General features: G+C 70.8%; 13 protein-coding genes. 7 read left to right on the forward strand and 6 right to left on the reverse strand.

The genetic code is table 11. The features are described from left to right. The first annotated feature begins 2 nt into the window (after positions 1–2). A complete protein-coding gene (locus ACQP00_RS37270) occupies positions 3–2,555 on the forward strand; it encodes an ABC transporter permease (protein ID WP_433205140.1) in 2,553 nt (850 codons plus the stop codon). A 54-nt stretch (positions 2,556–2,609) separates the two neighbouring features. Here ACQP00_RS37270 and ACQP00_RS37275 read toward each other — a convergent pair whose 3' ends face one another. Together ACQP00_RS37275 and ACQP00_RS37280 are read right to left on the reverse strand one after the other, a co-directional pair. Beyond that, a complete protein-coding gene (locus tag ACQP00_RS37275) occupies positions 2,610–3,257 on the reverse strand; it encodes an HAD family hydrolase (RefSeq protein WP_433224128.1) in 648 nt (215 codons plus the stop codon). A 180-nt stretch (positions 3,258–3,437) separates the two neighbouring features. Further along, positions 3,438–4,400 carry a ketopantoate reductase family protein gene (locus ACQP00_RS37280; RefSeq protein ID WP_433205143.1) on the reverse strand — a complete coding sequence of 321 codons (963 nt, stop codon included), beginning with the start codon at positions 4,398–4,400 and terminating at the stop codon, positions 3,438–3,440. On the opposite strand from ACQP00_RS37280, the gene ACQP00_RS37285 reads away from it, so the two are divergent. Together ACQP00_RS37285 and ACQP00_RS37290 are read left to right on the forward strand one after the other, a co-directional pair. Continuing rightward, positions 4,384–4,800 carry a hypothetical protein gene (locus ACQP00_RS37285; RefSeq protein ID WP_433205146.1) on the forward strand — a complete coding sequence of 139 codons (417 nt, stop codon included), beginning with the start codon at positions 4,384–4,386 and terminating at the stop codon, positions 4,798–4,800. The two genes, ACQP00_RS37280 and ACQP00_RS37285, sit on opposite strands and share 17 nt — an antisense overlap. A gap of 468 nt (positions 4,801–5,268) precedes the next feature. Further along, positions 5,269–5,658 (forward strand): hypothetical protein, encoded by a 390-nt coding sequence (locus ACQP00_RS37290; protein ID WP_433205149.1) that lies wholly within the window; start codon positions 5,269–5,271, stop codon positions 5,656–5,658. On the opposite strand, the gene ACQP00_RS37295 is transcribed toward ACQP00_RS37290, so the two are convergent. Together ACQP00_RS37295 and ACQP00_RS37300 are read right to left on the reverse strand one after the other, a co-directional pair. Continuing rightward, positions 5,655–6,635: a M48 family metalloprotease gene (locus ACQP00_RS37295; RefSeq protein ID WP_433205152.1), complete on the reverse strand. Its 981-nt coding sequence runs from the start codon at positions 6,633–6,635 to the stop codon at positions 5,655–5,657. The genes ACQP00_RS37290 and ACQP00_RS37295 overlap by 4 nt on opposite strands. Continuing rightward, entirely contained in the window at positions 6,632–7,003 is a 372-nt protein-coding gene (locus tag ACQP00_RS37300; protein ID WP_433205155.1) for a BlaI/MecI/CopY family transcriptional regulator, read from the reverse strand. Before ACQP00_RS37300 ends, ACQP00_RS37295 begins: the two co-directional genes overlap by 4 nt. 126 nt (positions 7,004–7,129) lie before the next feature. Here ACQP00_RS37300 and ACQP00_RS37305 point away from each other — a divergent pair, with 126 nt between their 5' ends. Further along, a complete protein-coding gene (locus tag ACQP00_RS37305; protein WP_433205158.1) occupies positions 7,130–8,344 on the forward strand; it encodes a pyridoxal phosphate-dependent aminotransferase in 1,215 nt (404 codons plus the stop codon). Between the two features lie 16 nt (positions 8,345–8,360). Here the strand turns inward: ACQP00_RS37305 and ACQP00_RS37310 are convergent, their stop codons facing one another. Then, positions 8,361–9,242, reverse strand: a complete 882-nt coding sequence (locus ACQP00_RS37310) for a PAC2 family protein (RefSeq protein ID WP_433205161.1) — start codon at positions 9,240–9,242, stop codon at positions 8,361–8,363. 147 nt (positions 9,243–9,389) lie between these two features. Between ACQP00_RS37310 and ACQP00_RS37315 the strand changes: the two genes are divergently transcribed. Both ACQP00_RS37315 and metH read left to right on the forward strand, forming a co-directional pair. Then, entirely contained in the window at positions 9,390–11,021 is a 1,632-nt protein-coding gene (locus tag ACQP00_RS37315) for a hypothetical protein (RefSeq protein ID WP_433205164.1), read from the forward strand. 10 nt (positions 11,022–11,031) lie between these two features. Further along, complete coding sequence (metH, locus tag ACQP00_RS37320; RefSeq protein WP_433205167.1) at positions 11,032–14,544, forward strand: methionine synthase; 3,513 nt, start codon at positions 11,032–11,034, stop codon at positions 14,542–14,544. A gap of 14 nt (positions 14,545–14,558) precedes the next feature. Here metH and ACQP00_RS37325 read toward each other — a convergent pair whose 3' ends face one another. Beyond that, positions 14,559–16,007, reverse strand: coding sequence for a glycoside hydrolase family 76 protein (locus ACQP00_RS37325; RefSeq protein WP_433205170.1), 1,449 nt, complete (start codon positions 16,005–16,007; stop codon positions 14,559–14,561). Between the two features lie 140 nt (positions 16,008–16,147). Here ACQP00_RS37325 and ACQP00_RS37330 point away from each other — a divergent pair, with 140 nt between their 5' ends. Continuing rightward, entirely contained in the window at positions 16,148–16,942 is a 795-nt protein-coding gene (locus ACQP00_RS37330) for a GntR family transcriptional regulator (protein ID WP_433205173.1), read from the forward strand. Positions 16,943–16,944 lie beyond the last annotated feature (2 nt).

Here is a 16,944-nt window from a genome sequence, read left to right on the forward strand (position 1 = left end):
CCATGCTGAAGGCCACCCTCAAGAGCCTGCTGTCGCGCAAGCTGCGGCTGGTGCTCTCCGGGCTCGCGGTCGTGCTCGGGGTCATGTTCGTGTCGGGCGCGTTCGTGCTCACCGACACCCTCGGCCGCTCGTTCGACAGCCTCTTCTCCTCGGTGTACTCCGGGATCGACGTGCAGGTCACCAAGAAGTCGGAGCTGGCCACGGCCGACTTCGACGGGCCCGAGGGCGCACCCCCGACGATCGCGGCGGCCGAGGTCGACAAGATCAAGTCGGTGCCGGGTGTCGCCGAGGTGACCGCCCAGGCCTCCGCCGACGGGGCGCGCGTGGTCGGCAAGAACGGCAAGGTCGTCACCAGCTTCGGCCCGCCCCGCATGGGCGAGAACTGGGTCGGCGAGAACGACATGCTCAAGCTGCGCGAGGGCCGGGCCCCGAGCGCCGACAACGAGATCGTGGTCAACGCCGGCCTCGCCACGTCGGCCGGGATCAAGGTCGGCGACGACGTCGGGGTCCTCACCCTGCAGCCGAAGAAGACGTTCAAGCTCGTGGGCATCTTCGGGTACACCGGCGATCGGGATTCTCTGGGCGGGGCCCAGGAGGTCATGTTCACCACCCCGGTCGCGCAGGAGCTGATGCTGGGCCAGAAGGGCGTCTTCAGCAGCGTCGACGTCAAGGCCGCCGGCGGGGTCACCGACGAGCAGCTGCGGGACCGGATCGCGGCCGCGGTCGGCGAAGGCTACAAGGTGCAGACCAACGCGCAGCTGCAGGCGGCCACCAGCAAGTCCTTCAAGGAGGGGCTCGGCTTCTTCAACAACATCCTGATCGGGTTCGCCGGGGTGGCGCTGTTCGTCGGCACCTTCCTGATCCTCAACACGTTCTCGATCATCGTCGCGCAGCGCACCCGGGAGCTGGCCCTCATGCGGGCCCTCGGCGGCAGCCGCGGCCAGACGCTCGGCTCGGTGCTCATCGAGGCGGTCGCGATCGGCCTGCTGGCCTCCGTGCTGGGCCTGGCCGCCGGCGTCGGCGTCGGGGTGCTGCTGGCCTGGCTCTTCGGCAACCTCACCGGCGTCGCCCTGGCCTCGGTCGGCGTGCCGGCGACGGCCGTCATCAGCTCGTTCGTGGTGGGTCTGGTCGTGACGGTGGTCGCGGCGGTACTGCCGGCGCTGCGAGCCAGCCGCATCCCGCCCATCGCCGCGCTGCAGGAGGTGGCCACGCCCGACCGGCCGCTGACCAAGCTCACGGTCAGCGGGGCGCTCGTCGGCGCGGTCGGCGGCACGCTGCTGGGCCTCGGCCTGGCCGGCAAGGGCAGCGGCAACACGACGCTGTGGCTGATCCTCGGCGGCGTCCTGATCACGTTCATCGGCGTCGCGCTGCTCACCCCGCTGCTGGCCCGGCCGGTCGTCGGGCTGCTCGGCCGGCTGTTCTCCTGGTCGGTCCCGGGCAAGCTGGGCCGGCTGAACTCGGGCCGCAACCCGCGCCGCACGGCGATCACCGCGGCCGCGCTGATGGTCGGGCTGGCCCTCATCACCGGGGTCAACGTCATCCTCGCCTCGGCCAAGTCGAGCCTGAACGAGCAGGCCGCGAAGGACGTGACGGTCGATCTGATCATCTCCGGGGACGGCGACCAGAACGGCCCGGCGACCTTCGACCCGGCCGTGATGACCGCGGCGGCGAAGATTCCGGGCGTCACCGCGGCCTCGCCGGAGTACTGGGAGTACGGCCAGATCGGCAACGACCGCCGCTCGGTCTCCGCGGTGCCCGACGCGGCCGCCTGGGCCTCGATGTTCAAGCTCACGCCGCAGGCCGGCGAGCTGCGGTTCACCGGCAAGGACCAGGCCATCGTCGACCCGGACACGGCCAAGGACCGCGGCCTGGCCGTCGGGCAGAGCGTCGACATGCGCTTCACCCGCGGCGAGGTCCACCACGTGACGATCGTCGGCATCTACGCCAAGAGCAACGTGGCCAACGGCTTCGTCGTGTCGGACAACGTGATCCCGGACTTCCGCATCCAGCAGCCGGCGTGGGGGTACCTCAAGGTCGCCCCCGGCACGCCGGTCGCCGGCGTCCAGCAGCAGGTCGACACCCTGCTCAAGGACAACCCGGAGGTCTCGGTGGCCAACCGCGCCGAGTACGTGGCGGCCCAGTCGGCCCAGTTCGACCAGCTGCTCACGATGATCCAGATCCTGCTGGCGCTCGCGATCCTCATCGCGGTCCTCGGCATCGTCAACACCCTGGCCCTGTCGGTGCTGGAGCGGACCCGCGAACTGGGCCTGCTGCGCGCGATCGGCATGCGCCGGGCCCAGACGATGCGGATGGTCACCGTCGAGGCGGTCGTCATCTCGGTCTTCGGCGCCCTGCTCGGCCTGGCCGTCGGCGTCGGCCTCGGCTCGGCGGTGGTCCGGGCGCTCAAGGACGAGGGCTTCACCCAGATGGCGTTCCCGTGGACCCAGATGGCGACGTACCTCGTGCTGGCCGCCCTGGTCGGCGTGGTCGCCGCGGTGCTCCCGTCGATCCGCGCCGCCCGCGTCAACGTCCTGCAGGCCATCGCGCACGACTGACGGTTCTTATCGGGGGTGGACGTCCGCGGCGCTCCGGCGCCGCGGACGTCTTGTTCACGACGTCAGTTTCCGCAGATAGTCCACGTCGACGTCGAGCAGCGAGCCGACGAGCGTGACGCCCTCCGGGTCGAGTTCCACCTCGCACGGCACGGCCAGCACCGCGCACCCCGCCGCCCGCGCACTCTTGATCCCGTTCGGCGAGTCCTCGACCGCGACGCAGTTGTGCGCCTCGGCCCCGACCATGGCGGCGGCGGTCAGGTAGGGCATCGGGTGCGGCTTGGTCTGATCGACCTCGTCCCCCGCCACGACGGCGTCGAAGTGCTCGGCCCCGATGGTCAGCAGCGCCACGTCGACGAGGTGCCGATGCGTGGCCGTGACGAGCGCGAGCGGTACACCGGCAGCCTTGAGCGCCCCGAGCAGCTCCTTCGCTCCCGGCCGCCACGGCACACCGCCGTGCAGCAGCTCCTTGACCCGCTCCTCGAGCCACACCACGCTGGCGTCGGTGGCCTCCTTGGTCAGCGGCAGCCCGAGGTCCTCGTGCAGGATGCGCATCGACTCGGCCATGTTGGTGCCGACCATGTCCCGCCGGGCCTGCGCGGAGAGCGGGCGGCCGTGGTGGGCGGCGAGCTCGGTGAGGCCGACCTCCCAGACCTTCTCGCTGTCCACGAGGGTTCCGTCCATGTCGAAGAGGACCGCCTGCATCACCACGCTGTGGACCCTGCCAAGGGTTGGGTGCTTTTCCCGGGTCTGGCGGCTTGCACGTGCGCAAACTCACGGCGATTGGGGTCACGAAAAGTCGGGCGCTGGCGCGCCGCGACTTTTCGGACTTATACCCCGACGGGGGATACGCGGCTTTTGTCGTCTTCTGCGGGATCCCGCGGTCTAGCGCGTCGCTTGGATTGCGGCCTGGAGCTCGGCCGGGGTCAGGCTGCCGGGTGCTGCACCGCGGTGTGCGGCCTGCACGACCAGCCGGCGGGCCGTCTCGTTGGCCGGCGCCGGGACGCCGTGCAGCCGGGCCAGCAGCACGATCTCGCCGTTGAGGTAGTCGGCCTCGACCGCGCCGGTACCGCGGGCCAGGCTCTGCCACGTCGACCCGCCGCCGCGCATCTCCCCCGCCACCGGCACGAGCTGCAGGATGTCGCCGCGGCGCTCCTTGTCCTCGGCGTCGCTGGCGTACCCGATGCCGGCCGCGTCCAGCACCGCCCGCCCCTCGGCCCCGATGACGGCCGCGACCTCGTCGGCCCCGTCGGCCTTGCCGCACAGCGCCTCGACGGCGTTGCCGAGGTTCTTGAGCAGCTTCGCGTACTTGCTGCGCATGATGTCGTCGCGCGCCTCGGACACGAACCCGGCCTTCGTCAGCTGCGCGGCGACCTCCCGGGCGGTGTCGTCGGTCCCGCCCGGAATCCGCCCGATGTCGAGGATCCCGGGCACCGGCGCGCACTGGGCGACGACCACGCCGGGCTCGAGGTGGGCGGAGGGGAGCATGACGCAGATGCCGTACACGTCGGGGAAGAGCCGCAGGGCCGCCCGCTCGTTCGCGACCCCGTTCTGCAGGCACACGACCGGCACGTCGCGCGGGAGTTGTTCCAGTACACCCTGGGTGTCGTTGCTCTTCACGGCCAGCACGGCGACGTCACCGGGGCGCCAGTCGACCTCCGCCGGCGTCGCGTACGCGGGCAGCCGGTGCACCGTGTCGCCGCTCGCCTGGCGCAGCAGGAGCCCGTCGCGGCGGATGGCCTCGAGATGCGCACCGCGGGCTACGAGCGCCACGTCCGCCCCGGAACCGGCCAGCCGGCCCGCGACGACCCCGCCGACGGCACCCGCTCCAATGATCACGAATCGCACGCTGTCGACGGTACCGCTCGCCGCCGCGCCCCTCGCCGGTCGACTCACCGACCGCGACCTCCGCGACCTCCGCGACCTCCGCGACCTCCGCGACCTCCGCGACCTCCGCGACCTCCGCGACCTCCGCGACCTCCGCGACCTCCGCGACCTCCGCGACCTCCGCGACCTCCGCGACCTCCGCGACCTCCGCGACCTCCGCGACCTCCGCGACCTCCGCGACCTCCGCGACCTCCGCGACCTCCGCGTCGTGCAGACTGCGCAGCTTTTCCGCGTGGCGTTAGGTCAGTCCCCAATCGCGGTGCCTTTTATGTTCCTGCCGGAATTTCTCCGTGCTGGCGCAGTAGTTTCTTCGTCTTGTGGTGTCTCGCATTGCTGTCAATTCGGCTCGGCCGAACAATGACATCTGCCGCACGCCATAATTATCCCACTGGCTCATTTCAAAAGCAACGGCCGGACCGATGGGCAACCGCTATGTGCCCTCGTCCGATGGTCCCCGGCCGCCTGCGGCGACCGGAATGTATTAGCGTGGTCCCGCAGACGACTTTGGTCACCGTTCGGTGGTCCAGACCGTAAATTCAGGAGCCGGGTCCGCCGTGGTCGACGTTCGGTGGTCCAGGTGAGAGAACCATTAAAACAATTTCCTGAGTCGTACCACCGAATGATCGGCCGAGAGCACAAATGTGGTGACCATCGGTCCGAAGTGGACTCCGAAACGGGCAGATCCCCCGTCGGGGTATAAGTCCGAAAAGTCGCGGCGCGCCAGCGCCCGACTTTTCGAGATCACGTACTAGCGAGACTCGTACAACCGACCGCGTCTGGCACGAACGGGGGAATCAGATCTACGAGGCGGGTTAGTAGTGTGCCGGGCATGAGTGAATACGGCGAGTTCGAGATGGGGCACGAGTCCGGCGAGCTGGAGCAGTTGCACCAGGCGTCCGGCAGCGAGCAGGACTTCCAGTCGCAGTTCGGGGTGTACGAGGCCGATCACAACGCGGCGGAGTCGACCGACTTTGAGACCGGGCGGCATGTGGAGATGACCGGGGCCGACGGGTCGCGGTTCGAGTCGACCGACTTCACGAACTACTCGCACGACAGTGAGGAGTCCGATCACACGTTCGCGGCGCAAGGGAGTGAGTCGGTGCACAGTGCCGAGTTCTCCGAGCTCGACGCGCTGCGGGCGCAGTTCGAGTCGAATTTCGCGCAGGGTACGCAGATCAGCACCGGCGGCGAGCCCGGCTTCTCGATCGCGGGTAACTAGGCGACGACCAGCCGCTCCAGGACGGCCAGGAACGGGGGCATGGTCGTCGACGCGCCGCACAGGGAGGCGATCGCGGCGCGGTACAGGCGGGGCAGCGGGCGGGGCGGGTCCAGCAGGCGGTGCATGCGTTCCAGCGCATCGCCGCCATGCAGGGCCAGATCCCCGACAGAACCAGCCGGCCCAGAACCAGCCGGCCCAGAACCAGCCGGCCCAGAACCAGCCGGCACAGCCAGGGCGGCCAGCGCTCGGGCCAGGTCCAGGCGGGGCGCGGTCCGGGCGGCCGTGTCGTCCGCGCACAGCTCCACCAGGCGGTCGACCTGCCGGGCGCCGAGGCGAAAGCAGCGCGCCCACGGAAACGCCTGGGCCAGCATCCGCATCCAGCGGGTGGCCTCGAAGTGGCGGCCCTCGTGGTGGCCGCGTTCGTGGGCCAGGACCGCTGACAGTTCGGTGGCGGCGAGGCGGTCCACGGCCGCCGAGGTGATCACGATGTCGGCGGCGCGGCCGGGCAGGCGGGGGCCGGGGACCAGGTACGCCGCCGGCTCCGGATGGGGGATCACGGTCGCGCCGGGGACAGGTTGCACCGGCGGCGCGGTTCGGACGAGGAGCCTGAGCCGGCTTCGCAGGGTGCGGTCGCTCGTGTACAGCCGACCCGCCCCCAGTGCCAGCCGCGCGCCGAGCAGCAGCAGGGCGGCCAGGCCGGTCAGGGCCAGGGCCCGCGTGCCGTGGTCGTCGTGGTGGCCGGCGAGCGCGGCGAGGCACAGGTGCCAGGCGTCGCTGGCGAGGTCGTGGGCGCACTGCCAGTACAAGAGCAGGCTCATCCCGGCCAGCAGCGCCGAGGACAGCACGGCCGCGGTCAGGGCCAGCCACGCCGCGACGCCGAGGCGGGGTGCGCGGGCCACCCAGCCCGCCGCCGCCAGCCGTGGGGCGGCGACCAGGGCCAGGACGGCCGCGAACCCGGCCAGCAACAGGGGGCTCACCGGCCGGCGATCCGGCGCTCGTAGGTGCTCAGCGCCGCCCGCAGCGCCGCGGCCTCGTCGAGGGTCATGCGGCCGACGAAGTGGGTCAGGGCCTCGACGCGGTCGCCGCTGTCGACGAGGACCTCGTGCATGGTCTGGGCCACGTACTGGTCGCGGGTCAGCGCCGGGCTGTAGCGGTAGGCGCGCCCGGCCGGCTCGCGGGTCAGCCAGCCCTTGCGGTACAGGGTGTCCAGGACGGTCATGACCGTGGTGTACGCGAGCTCGCGGTGCCAGGTCAGCTCGGTCAGCGCCTCCCGGACGGTGGTCGGGCGCTCGCGGCGCCACAGCAGCTCCATCAGCGCGGCTTCCAGATCCCCGAACCCCTGCACCCGTGCCCTCCCCCGGCCCGCGTCCAACTATCGCGAATCGTACAGAGTGAGGCCACCCCCGAAAGCGGGGCCACATCCTGGGAACTGGCTACCGGCCGGTTCGGGAACAGGTCGTAGGGTGCCTGCATGCAGGTGACTCAGTCCGCGAAGCTGGCCAACGTCTGTTACGACATCCGCGGACCGGTCATGGCCGCGGCCAAACGCATGGAGGCCGACGGCCACCACATCCTGAAGCTCAACATCGGCAACCCGGCGCCGTTCGGGTTCGAGGCGCCGGCGGAGATCCTGCAGGACGTGATCCTGAACCTGCCGGCCGCGCACGGCTACGGCGACTCCAAGGGCCTGCTGTCGGCCCGCCGGGCGGTTGTGCAGTACTACCAGCAGAAGGACGTGACCGGCGTCGACATCGAGGACGTGTACCTCGGCAACGGCGTCTCCGAGCTCATCGTCATGGCCCTGCAGGCGCTGCTGGACAACGGCGACGAGGTGCTCATCCCCTCCCCCGACTACCCGCTGTGGACGGCGTCGGTGTCGCTGTGCGGCGGCAAGCCGGTGCACTACGTGTGCGACGAGTCCAACGAGTGGATGCCCGACGTCGAGGACCTCGCGGCGAAGGTGACCGCGCGCACCAAGGCGATCGTGGTCATCAACCCGAACAATCCGACCGGCGCGGTGTACAACCGGCAGATGCTGGAGCGGATCGCCGAGGTGGCCCGCCGGCACAACCTCATCGTCTTCTCCGACGAGATCTACGACAAGATCCTCTTCGACGGCGCCGAGCACATCTCGACCGCGGCCGTCGCGCCCGACCTGTTCACGATCACGTTCAACGGGCTGTCCAAGGCGTACCGGGTGGCGGGCTTCCGCACCGGCTGGATGGTCCTCGCGGGGCCCAAGGCGCACGCCATCAGCTACATCGAGGGCCTGGACATCCTGGCGAACATGCGGCTGTGCCCGAACGTGCCGACGCAGCACGCGGTGCAGACGGCGCTCGGCGGGTACCAGTCGATCAACGATCTGATCCTGCCGGGCGGGCGCCTGCTCGAACAGCGCGACGTGGCCTGGAAGATGCTCAACGAGATCCCCGGCGTGTCGTGCGTGAAGCCGCAGGGCGCCCTCTACATGTTCCCGCGGCTGGACCCCGAGGTGCACCCGATCAAGGACGACCTGCGCTTCGCCCTGGACTTCCTCAAGGCGGAGAAGGTCCTGGTGGTGCAGGGCACCGGGTTCAACTGGCACCACCCGGACCACTTCCGCATCGTCACGCTGCCGCGCGTGGCGGACCTGGAGGACGCGGTGACCCGCCTGGGCCGCTTCCTGAGCACGTACGTCCAGGATTAGACCCCGGGGCCAGCCCCTACCAGGCGCCCGTCGCGGAAGGCCCGGCCTGGCCTCCGCGGCGGCGCAGGTACTTCTCGAACTCCTGCGCGATCTCGTCGCCGGACAGCGGCTGCAGCCCCGCGTCGCCGGAGCGGTCCTCCAGCTCCCGCACGTACTCGGCCAGCTCCGGGTCCTGCTCGGCGGCCTGCTTGAGCCGCTCCTCCCACTCCGCGGACTCCTTGGCCAGGTCGCCGGTCGGCACCGGCAGGTCCAGGATCTCCTCGAGGCGGTGCAGCAGGGCCAGGGTCGCCTTCGGGCAGGGCGGGTTGTTCGCGTAGTGCGGCACGTGCACCCAGAACGACACCGCCTCCAGGTCGGCGCGCACGCAGGCGTCGTGCAGGATGCCCACGATGCCGGTGGGGCCCTCGTAGCGGGTCGGGATCAGGCCCAGCCGCTCGATCGTCTCCGCCGAGGCGCCGGACGGGGCCGAGCCGCTCACCGGCAGGGGCCGCGTGTACGGCACGTCGGCGAGCAGGGCACCCAGCAGCACCACCCGGCTGACCTCCAGGGAGTGGCAGACCTCCAGGACCTGCTCGCAGAAGGTCCGCCAGCGCATGCTGGGCTCGATGCCGCGGATGAGCACGATGTCGCGCTCGGCGTCGGGCGGGCTGGCCACCGAGAAGCGGGTCGTCGGCCACTCGATGCGCCTGGTCTCGCCCTCGGACATGACCACCGTCGGCCGGTTGACCTGGAAGTCGTAGAAGTCCTCGGGGTCCAGCGAGGCGATGGTCTCCGCGCCCCACTCCTGCTCGAGATGCTCGACGACGGCGGTCGACGCGTCGGCAGCGTCGTTCCACCCTTCGAACGCGGCAATCGCGACAGGGGAGCGCAACACGGGCAGGCCGTCGAACTCGGTCACGCGTCCCAGACTACGTGGACGCTCGCGGATTGGCTTGCGGGCCGCGCGGAGGGACCCAGATGAGAATGGATACCCAAAGCGACGAGGCCGGGGTGAGATGTCACGCCCAGTGACAGGCGACTCAAGATCTCCCGATAGCATCCGGGAATGCGAAACGGACGCAGGTCCTGGCTGCTCGCCTTCACGGCGTTCTTCGTCGTCTTCGGGGCCTGGTGCTTCGCCGCACCCTTCGACGGCCCGGCCGACGAGGTCCAGCACACCATCCGGGCCGCCGGGGTCGCCTCCTTCGACCCGGGGCAGATCTTCGCCCGGCCGCAGACCGTCCCGGACGCGTTCGAGAAGGACGGCATGGGCGCCTACCAGCGGGTTCCCGTCGGTATGGACGCCCACGCGGTCTGCTTCGGCTTCAAGCCCAACGTGTCCGCGGCCTGCGCGGCGGGGCTGCACGGCGGGCCGATCGGCGAGGTCAGCACCAGCGCCGGGCGGTACAACCCGCTGTACTACCTCGCGGTGGGGGTACCGCTGCGGCTCTGGCCCAACTGGGGCGGGCTCGTCGTGGCCCGGCTGATCAGCTCCGCGATCTGCGCCGCGCTGCTGGCCTCCGCGTTCGTGTCGCTGCTGCGCTGGAGCCGCTTCGGGCTCGCCGCCGCCGCCCTGCTCGGGGTGGCCACCCCGATGCTCGCCCACCTGGCCGGCGGCGTGAACCCCAACTCGGTGGAGATCGCGGCCGGGATCGCGTTCTTCGCCGCCGGCATCCCGTTACTGCTCGAACCGCCCGACCTGGCCCGCAAGAAACCGCTGGTCACGCTGCTGGGGATCAGCGCCGTGCTGCTGCTGACCCTGCGCTCGGCCGGACCGGCCTGGTTCGCGTTCGCCTTCTTCGCGCTCGCGGTGCCGGTGCGGTGGAAGTGGCTGCGGGAGTACTGGCGGCTGCTGCGCGTCAAGCTCTGGACCGCCGGCGTCGTGCTGGCCGCGGCGCTCTCGGCCGCCTGGATCGTCGGGATGAAGACCGGCGAGCTGGTGCCGCCCCCGCCCGGCCTGTACTCGTACAAGACCGGCGAGGCCATCGCGATCTACGTGAACAGCTGGTGGGTGTACATCGAGGGCATGATCGGTGTGGCCGGCTGGTTCGACGTGCTCATGTGGGCCCCGTTCTACGTCGTCTGGGCGCTGCTGGTCGGCGGCCTGGTCTTCCTGGGCGGGATCTTCGGCGACTGGACCACCCGCTGGCGCTACCTGGTCATCCTGCTCGGCGGCGTGGCGCTGCCCGGCATGCTGCAGGTGAGCCAGGCCAACATGACCGGTTTCATCATCAACGGGCGGTACATGCTGCCGCTGCTGGCCGGGCTGCCGCTGCTGGCCGCGTGGACGCTGGAGCGCCGGCTGTTCACCGCGGCGCACGTGCGGTCGCTGACCCGCACGATGATCGTCTTCCTGCTGCCGATCCACCTGGTGCTGCTCGTCTGGGCGATGGTGCGCTGGCAGCGCGGCCTGCCCAACAACGCCGGGGTCGGCTGGTTCAACCCCCTGGTCGGCGAGTGGCACCCGCCGACCGGCTCGGTCACCCCGTTGCTGATCATGGTGATCGGTCTCGTGTTCGTCGCCGCCGTCTTCTGGCGGGTACCGCACGAGGAGGCGCCGGCAGTCGAGCCGGCAGCCAAAAGTGAGGCCGGCGGTGACGGTCTGAGCTCGGAGGTTCCCAGCCAGCGGGAGCTGCGTTCCGATACGTGGCGGGAATCGCGCAAGCCCGAGGCAGATTCGGCGCCCGGCGCCCGATAGCCTTTGGGGTATGCCGGATCTCCTCAAGACGCTCGCTGAGCGGGTGCTCCTCGCCGACGGCGCGATGGGCACCATGCTGCAGGCGGCCGAACTGACCCTCGACGACTTCGAGGGCCACGAGGGCTGCAACGAGGTGCTCAACGTCACCCGCCCCGACGTCGTGCGGGGGGTCCACGAGGAGTACTTCGCGGCCGGATCCGACGCGGTCGAGACCAACACGTTCGGGGCCAACCTCGCCAACCTCGGCGAGTACGGCATCGAGTCGCGCATCCGCGAGCTGTCCCAGGCCGGCGCCCGGCTGGCCCGCGAGGCGGCCGACGCGCACAGCACCCCGGACCGGCCCCGCTTCGTGCTCGGCTCGATCGGCCCCGGCACCAAGCTGCCGACCCTCGGGCACGCGCCGTTCGACGCGCTGCGCGACGCGTACTTCGACAACGCCGCCGGGCTCATCGAGGGCGGCGCCGACGCGCTGATCATCGAGACCTGCCAGGACCTGCTGCAGACCAAGTCGGCGATCATCGGCGCCCAGCGCGCGTTCGCCGCCACCGGCATCACGGTGCCGATCATCTGCCACGTCACCGTCGAGACGACCGGCACCATGCTGCTCGGCTCCGAGATCGGCGCCGCGCTCACCGCCCTGGAGCCCCTCGGCATCGACCTCATCGGACTCAACTGCGCGACCGGGCCCGCCGAGATGAGCGAGCATCTGCGGTACCTCGCCCAGCACGCCCGGATCCCCGTGTCCGTCATGCCGAACGCGGGCCTGCCCCAGCTGACCGCGAACGGCGCCTACTACCCGCTGACCCCGGACGAGCTCGCCGAGGCGCTGCAGCGCTTCGTGCTCGAGTACGGTGCGGGCCTCGTCGGGGGCTGCTGCGGTACGACGCCCGCCCACATCAGCGCGGTCGCCCAGCGCCTCGGCGCGCAGCACCCCGTCACCCGCACCCCGCAGGTCGAGCCGGGCATCGCCAGCATCTACCACCACGTGCCGTTCCACCAGGACGCCAGCGTGCTCATGGTCGGCGAGCGGACCAACGCCAACGGCTCCAAGGCGTTCCGCGAGGCGATGCTCGCCGCGGACTACCAGACCTGCCTGGAGATCGCCCGCCAGCAGGCCCGCGACGGCTCCCACATGCTCGACCTCAACGTCGACTACGTCGGCCGCGACGGCGCCCAGGACATGCGCGAGCTGGCCGGCCGGTTCGCCACCGCCTCCACCCTGCCGATCATGCTCGACTCGACCGAGCCCGAGGTCATCGCGGCCGGCCTGGAGATGCTCGGCGGGCGCTGCATCGTCAACTCGGTCAACTACGAGGACGGCGACGGCCCCGGCTCCCGCTTCGCCCGGATGATGCCGCTGGTCAAGGAGCACGGCGCGGCCGTCGTGGCGCTGACCATCGACGAGGAGGGCCAGGCCCGCACCGCCGAGTGGAAGGTCCGGGTCGCGTCCCGGCTCATCGACGACCTCACCGGCACGTGGGGCATGCACGTCTCCGACATCCTCGTGGACTGCCTGACCTTCCCGATCACCACCGGCCAGGAGGAGGTCCGCCGGGACGGCATCGAGACGATCGAGGCGATCCGGGAGATCACCCGGCTGTACCCGGGGATCAACTTCACGCTGGGCATCTCCAACGTGTCGTTCGGCATCAACCCCGCCGCCCGCCAGGTGCTCAACTCGGTCTTCCTGCACGAGTGCCAGGAGGCCGGGCTGACCAGCGCGATCGTGCACGCCTCGAAGATCCTGCCGATGAGCCGCATCCCTGACGAGCAGCGCCAGGTCGCGCTCGACCTCGTGTACGACCGCCGCCGCGAGGGCTACGACCCGCTGCAGAAGTTCATCGAGCTCTTCGAGGGCGTCGACGTCGCCTCCGCCCGCGCCTCCCGCGCCGAGGAGCTCGCCGCGCTGCCCCTCGACGAGCGGCTCAAGCGCCGGATCATCGACGGCGAGCGCAACGGCCTCGAGGCCGACCTGGACGAGGCGCTGACCACGCAGTCCGCGCTGTCGATCATCAACGACACGCTGCTGGACGGCATGAAGACCGTCGGCGAGCTGTTCGGCTCCGGCCAGATGCAGCTGCCGTTCGTGCTGCAGTCCGCCGAGGTCATGAAGACCGCCGTGGCCTACCTCGAACCGCACATGGAGAAGTCCGAGGACGACGCCGGCAAGGGCCGCATCGTGCTGGCCACCGTCAAGGGCGACGTGCACGACATCGGCAAGAACCTCGTCGACATCATCCTGTCCAACAACGGCTACGAGGTCGTCAACATCGGCATCAAGCAGCCGATCTCCGCGATCATCGAGGCCGCCGAGGAGAAGCAGGCCGACGCGATCGGCATGTCCGGCCTCCTCGTCAAGTCCACGGTGATCATGAAGGAGAACCTGGAGGAGATGAACGCCCGCGGGGTCGCCGAACGCTGGCCGGTCCTGCTCGGCGGGGCCGCCCTCACCCGCGCCTACGTCGAGGACGACCTGCGCTCGCTGTACCACGGCGACGTGCACTACGCCCGCGACGCCTTCGAGGGCCTCTCCCTCATGGACCGCGTGATGACCGCCAAGCGCGGCGGCGCCCCGGCCATCGACCCCGAGCGGGAGGCCGCCCTGGCCGCCCGCCGCGAGCGCCGCGCCCGCACCGTCGAGGTCCGCGAGGACCTGCCGGCCCTGGACGACACCTCGGTGAAGTCCGACATCGCCTACGACGTCCCGGTGCCCACCGCGCCGTTCTTCGGCACCCGGGTCGTCAAGGGCATCCCCCTCGCCGACTACGCCGCCCTGCTCGACGAGCGCGCCACCTTCCTCGGCCAGTGGGGCCTGCGCGGCGCCCGCGGCGGGACCGGCCCCTCCTACGAGGAGCTGGTGGAGACCGAGGGCCGGCCCCGGCTGCGGTACTGGATGGACCGCCTCGCCTCCGACCGGGTCCTCGAGGCGGCGGTCGTCTACGGGTACTTCCCCTGCTACTCCGAGGGCAACGACCTGGTCGTGCTCGACGAGAACGGCCACGCCGAGCAGGCCCGCTTCTCCTTCCCGCGCCAGCGCCGCGACCGCCGCCTGTGCATCGCCGACTTCTTCAAGCCGCGCGACTCGGGCCAGCTCGACGTCATCGGCATGCAGCTGGTCACCGTTGGCCAGCCGGTCTCGGACTACACCGCGAAGCTGTTCGCCGAGAACGCCTACCGCGACTACCTCGAGGTGCACGGCCTGTCCGTACAGCTGACCGAGGCCCTCGCGGAGTACTGGCACCGCCGCGTCCGCGAGGAGCTCGTCCTGCCCGACGGCCGGCCGATGGTCGACGAGGACCCCAAGGACCTCGACGGCCTGCTGCGCACCGACTTCCGCGGCTGCCGGTACAGCTTCGGCTACCCGGCCTGCCCCGACCTGGAGGACCGCGCCAAGACCGTGGCCCTGCTGCGCCCCGACCGCATCGGCGTCTCCCTGTCCGAGGAGTTCCAGCTCGTCCCGGAGCAGGCCACCGACGCGATCATCGTGCACCACCCGGACGCGTCGTACTTCAACGCCAAGTAACGCTGCGGCCGGCTCTAGGGCGCCGCGTTGAGCAGGTCCAGGGCGCTGTGCTGGCAGCTGTGGCTGGTCGCGGTGCGGGGGCCGGCCCAGTGGCTGCCGTACGCGTCGATGGTGTCGCGGTCGTTGGCGTAGGCGCTGTCGGCGTTGCGCTTCAGGTAGGTGTTGTAGACGCCGCCCGCGACCGTGTTCAGGGCGCCCAGGCCGCGCACCGCGGCGCCCTTGAAGGACGAGCCGTCGTCGGAGCAGGTGCTGCTCTCGTTCGGCTCGCGCAGGATGCCGCCCGGGGACAGGTAGGTGCTGGTGGTCAGGGCGTCGCCGATGCGCCTCGCGGTGGCCAGGGCGGCCGCATCGCCGGTGAGGCGGTTGAGCTGGACGAGCGCGTTGATCAGGACGCCCTGGTTGTACGTCCAGGTGACGTTGCCGTTGTTGCGGCACGTACTCAGGTTGATCCCGTCGTTGACGAGGTTCTGGCCGTTGAGCATGCCGGTCGTCTGGAACCAGGCCCAGCCGGCCTGGGCCCGCGCCCGGTACACGGTGTCGCCCGCGATCCGCTTGGACAGGGCCGCGTTCAGCTGGATGTACAGGCTGTTCTCGATGGCGTTCTTGACGGTCCGGTCGGTCTTCCACCACACGCCGCCGCCGCAGCGGGTGTCCCAGTAGGCGAACATGTGGTCGGCGCCGGCGCGGGCGGTGGTGAGGTAGCGGCTGTCCCCGGTCAGGTCGTAGGCGTCCACCCACGCGAGGGCCCACCAGCCGGTGTCGTCGAGGTACTCGTTGCGGAACTGCCCCAGCCGCGCGTTGAGCTGCTTGTCGTAGGTGGTCGCGATCGCGTACCGGTAGCTGCCCATCCCCGACCGGCGGGCGTTGTCGATGATCGCGGTGAGCGCGTTCGCGCTGGTCCACCAGGCCTCGTTGCCGAAGAGCCCGGTGCCCATGTTGTACTGCATCATCAGCGCCGTCGCCGCCGCCGTGCGCCGGTCCCAGGCGTTCCAGGTGCTGCGCGCCCACGCCGAGCAGACGAGCTCCGGCCGGTCCCCCGCCTTGCCGCACGCGCGCAGCGCCCCGACGCCGTTCGTGGCCCAGTTGTCGACGTTGTACTGCCGGCTCCGCACGCCCGTCGCGCCGGCCGCCACGACGCTGTCCCCGATGCGGCTGTCGACCCAGGTCCGGCCCCCGTCGAAGGAGCGGTCCAGCCAGATCTCGTCGCCCGCCTGCCCGCCGTCGAGGACGCCCCAGATCATCGCGTCGGTGTCGTTGACGTGGATCGTGAACCGCCGCCCGTACAGCGTGGCGCTGACCGACGCCCGGTCCGTGGGCGCGAGCGCGGCGTCCCGGCCGTCGCAGTACTTGTTGCAGACGTTGGCGGCCGCCAATGCGGCGGTGTCCGCGTTTGCTTGTTTCGCCGGGGCGGCGAGCACGCCGGCCAGGATGAGCACAGCAACGACCAACAGGCGCAGGGACACAGTTCCCTCCCGGGGAGCACGTGGCCCGGACCGCCATCCGGTCTTGCCAGCGACAATCCGCCTCCGTCGATGGTTCTGTCAAGGGTTGACGTTTGTCGATGTACGTTGCGTTGATCGTCCTAGGAGGCTAGGTTTTGAGCATGACGATCAATCCGGGGGCGGCGGAGTTTCCGCATCGGCAGATCGGGGCGCAGATCCGCGCGCAGATCCAGCGCGGCGACTGGGCGCCGGGCGAGCGGCTGCCGTCGATCCCGGCCCTCGCGGCGCAGTACGGGGTGGCCAAGCAGACCGTCCAGCGCACCATCGACCAGCTGCGCATCGAGGGGCTGCTGATCACCCGGCCCGGCTCGGGGACGTTCGTGCGCGGCACCAAGCGGCGGATGAACCGGCTGTCCCGCGGCCGGTACGGCAGCCAGCGCGGCTACCACGCCGAGCTCGCGGCCCGGTACCGGCAGCATCTCATGATCGTCGCGCAGCTGCCCGCGCCGGCCGAGGTGGCCGAGGCGTTCGGGCTCGACCCGGGTGCCCCGCTGCTCGTGCGCCGGCATCTGGTGCGCACCGGCGACTCGCCGGTCGAGGTCGGCGCCTCGTGGTTCCAGCCCAACGACGTGCGCGGGACGTCGATCGAGCGGCCGGACGTGTTCGACCGGCCGCTGTACCAGGAGGTCGAGGAGGAGCTGGGCCGCCGCTACGCCGCCGCGCGGGACCAGGTCAGCGCCCGGCTGCCCTCGCGTGAGGAGGCCGAGCTGCTGCAGATCCGGCCGGACACGCCGGTGCTGGTCATGCTGCACGTGGCCTACGACGAGGACCACAAGGTCATCGAGGTCGCGCAGGCGGCGTGGCCCGGGCCGATGACGCAGCTGACGGAGGAGTACCGCATTCCGGCGCCGAGGCCCGGGCTGCCTGACGACGAGCCCGGGCTGGCGCTGGGTTAAAA

It is taken from the genome of Dactylosporangium sp. CS-047395 (assembly GCF_050942185.1).
GTDB lineage: Bacteria > Actinomycetota > Actinomycetes > Mycobacteriales > Micromonosporaceae > Dactylosporangium.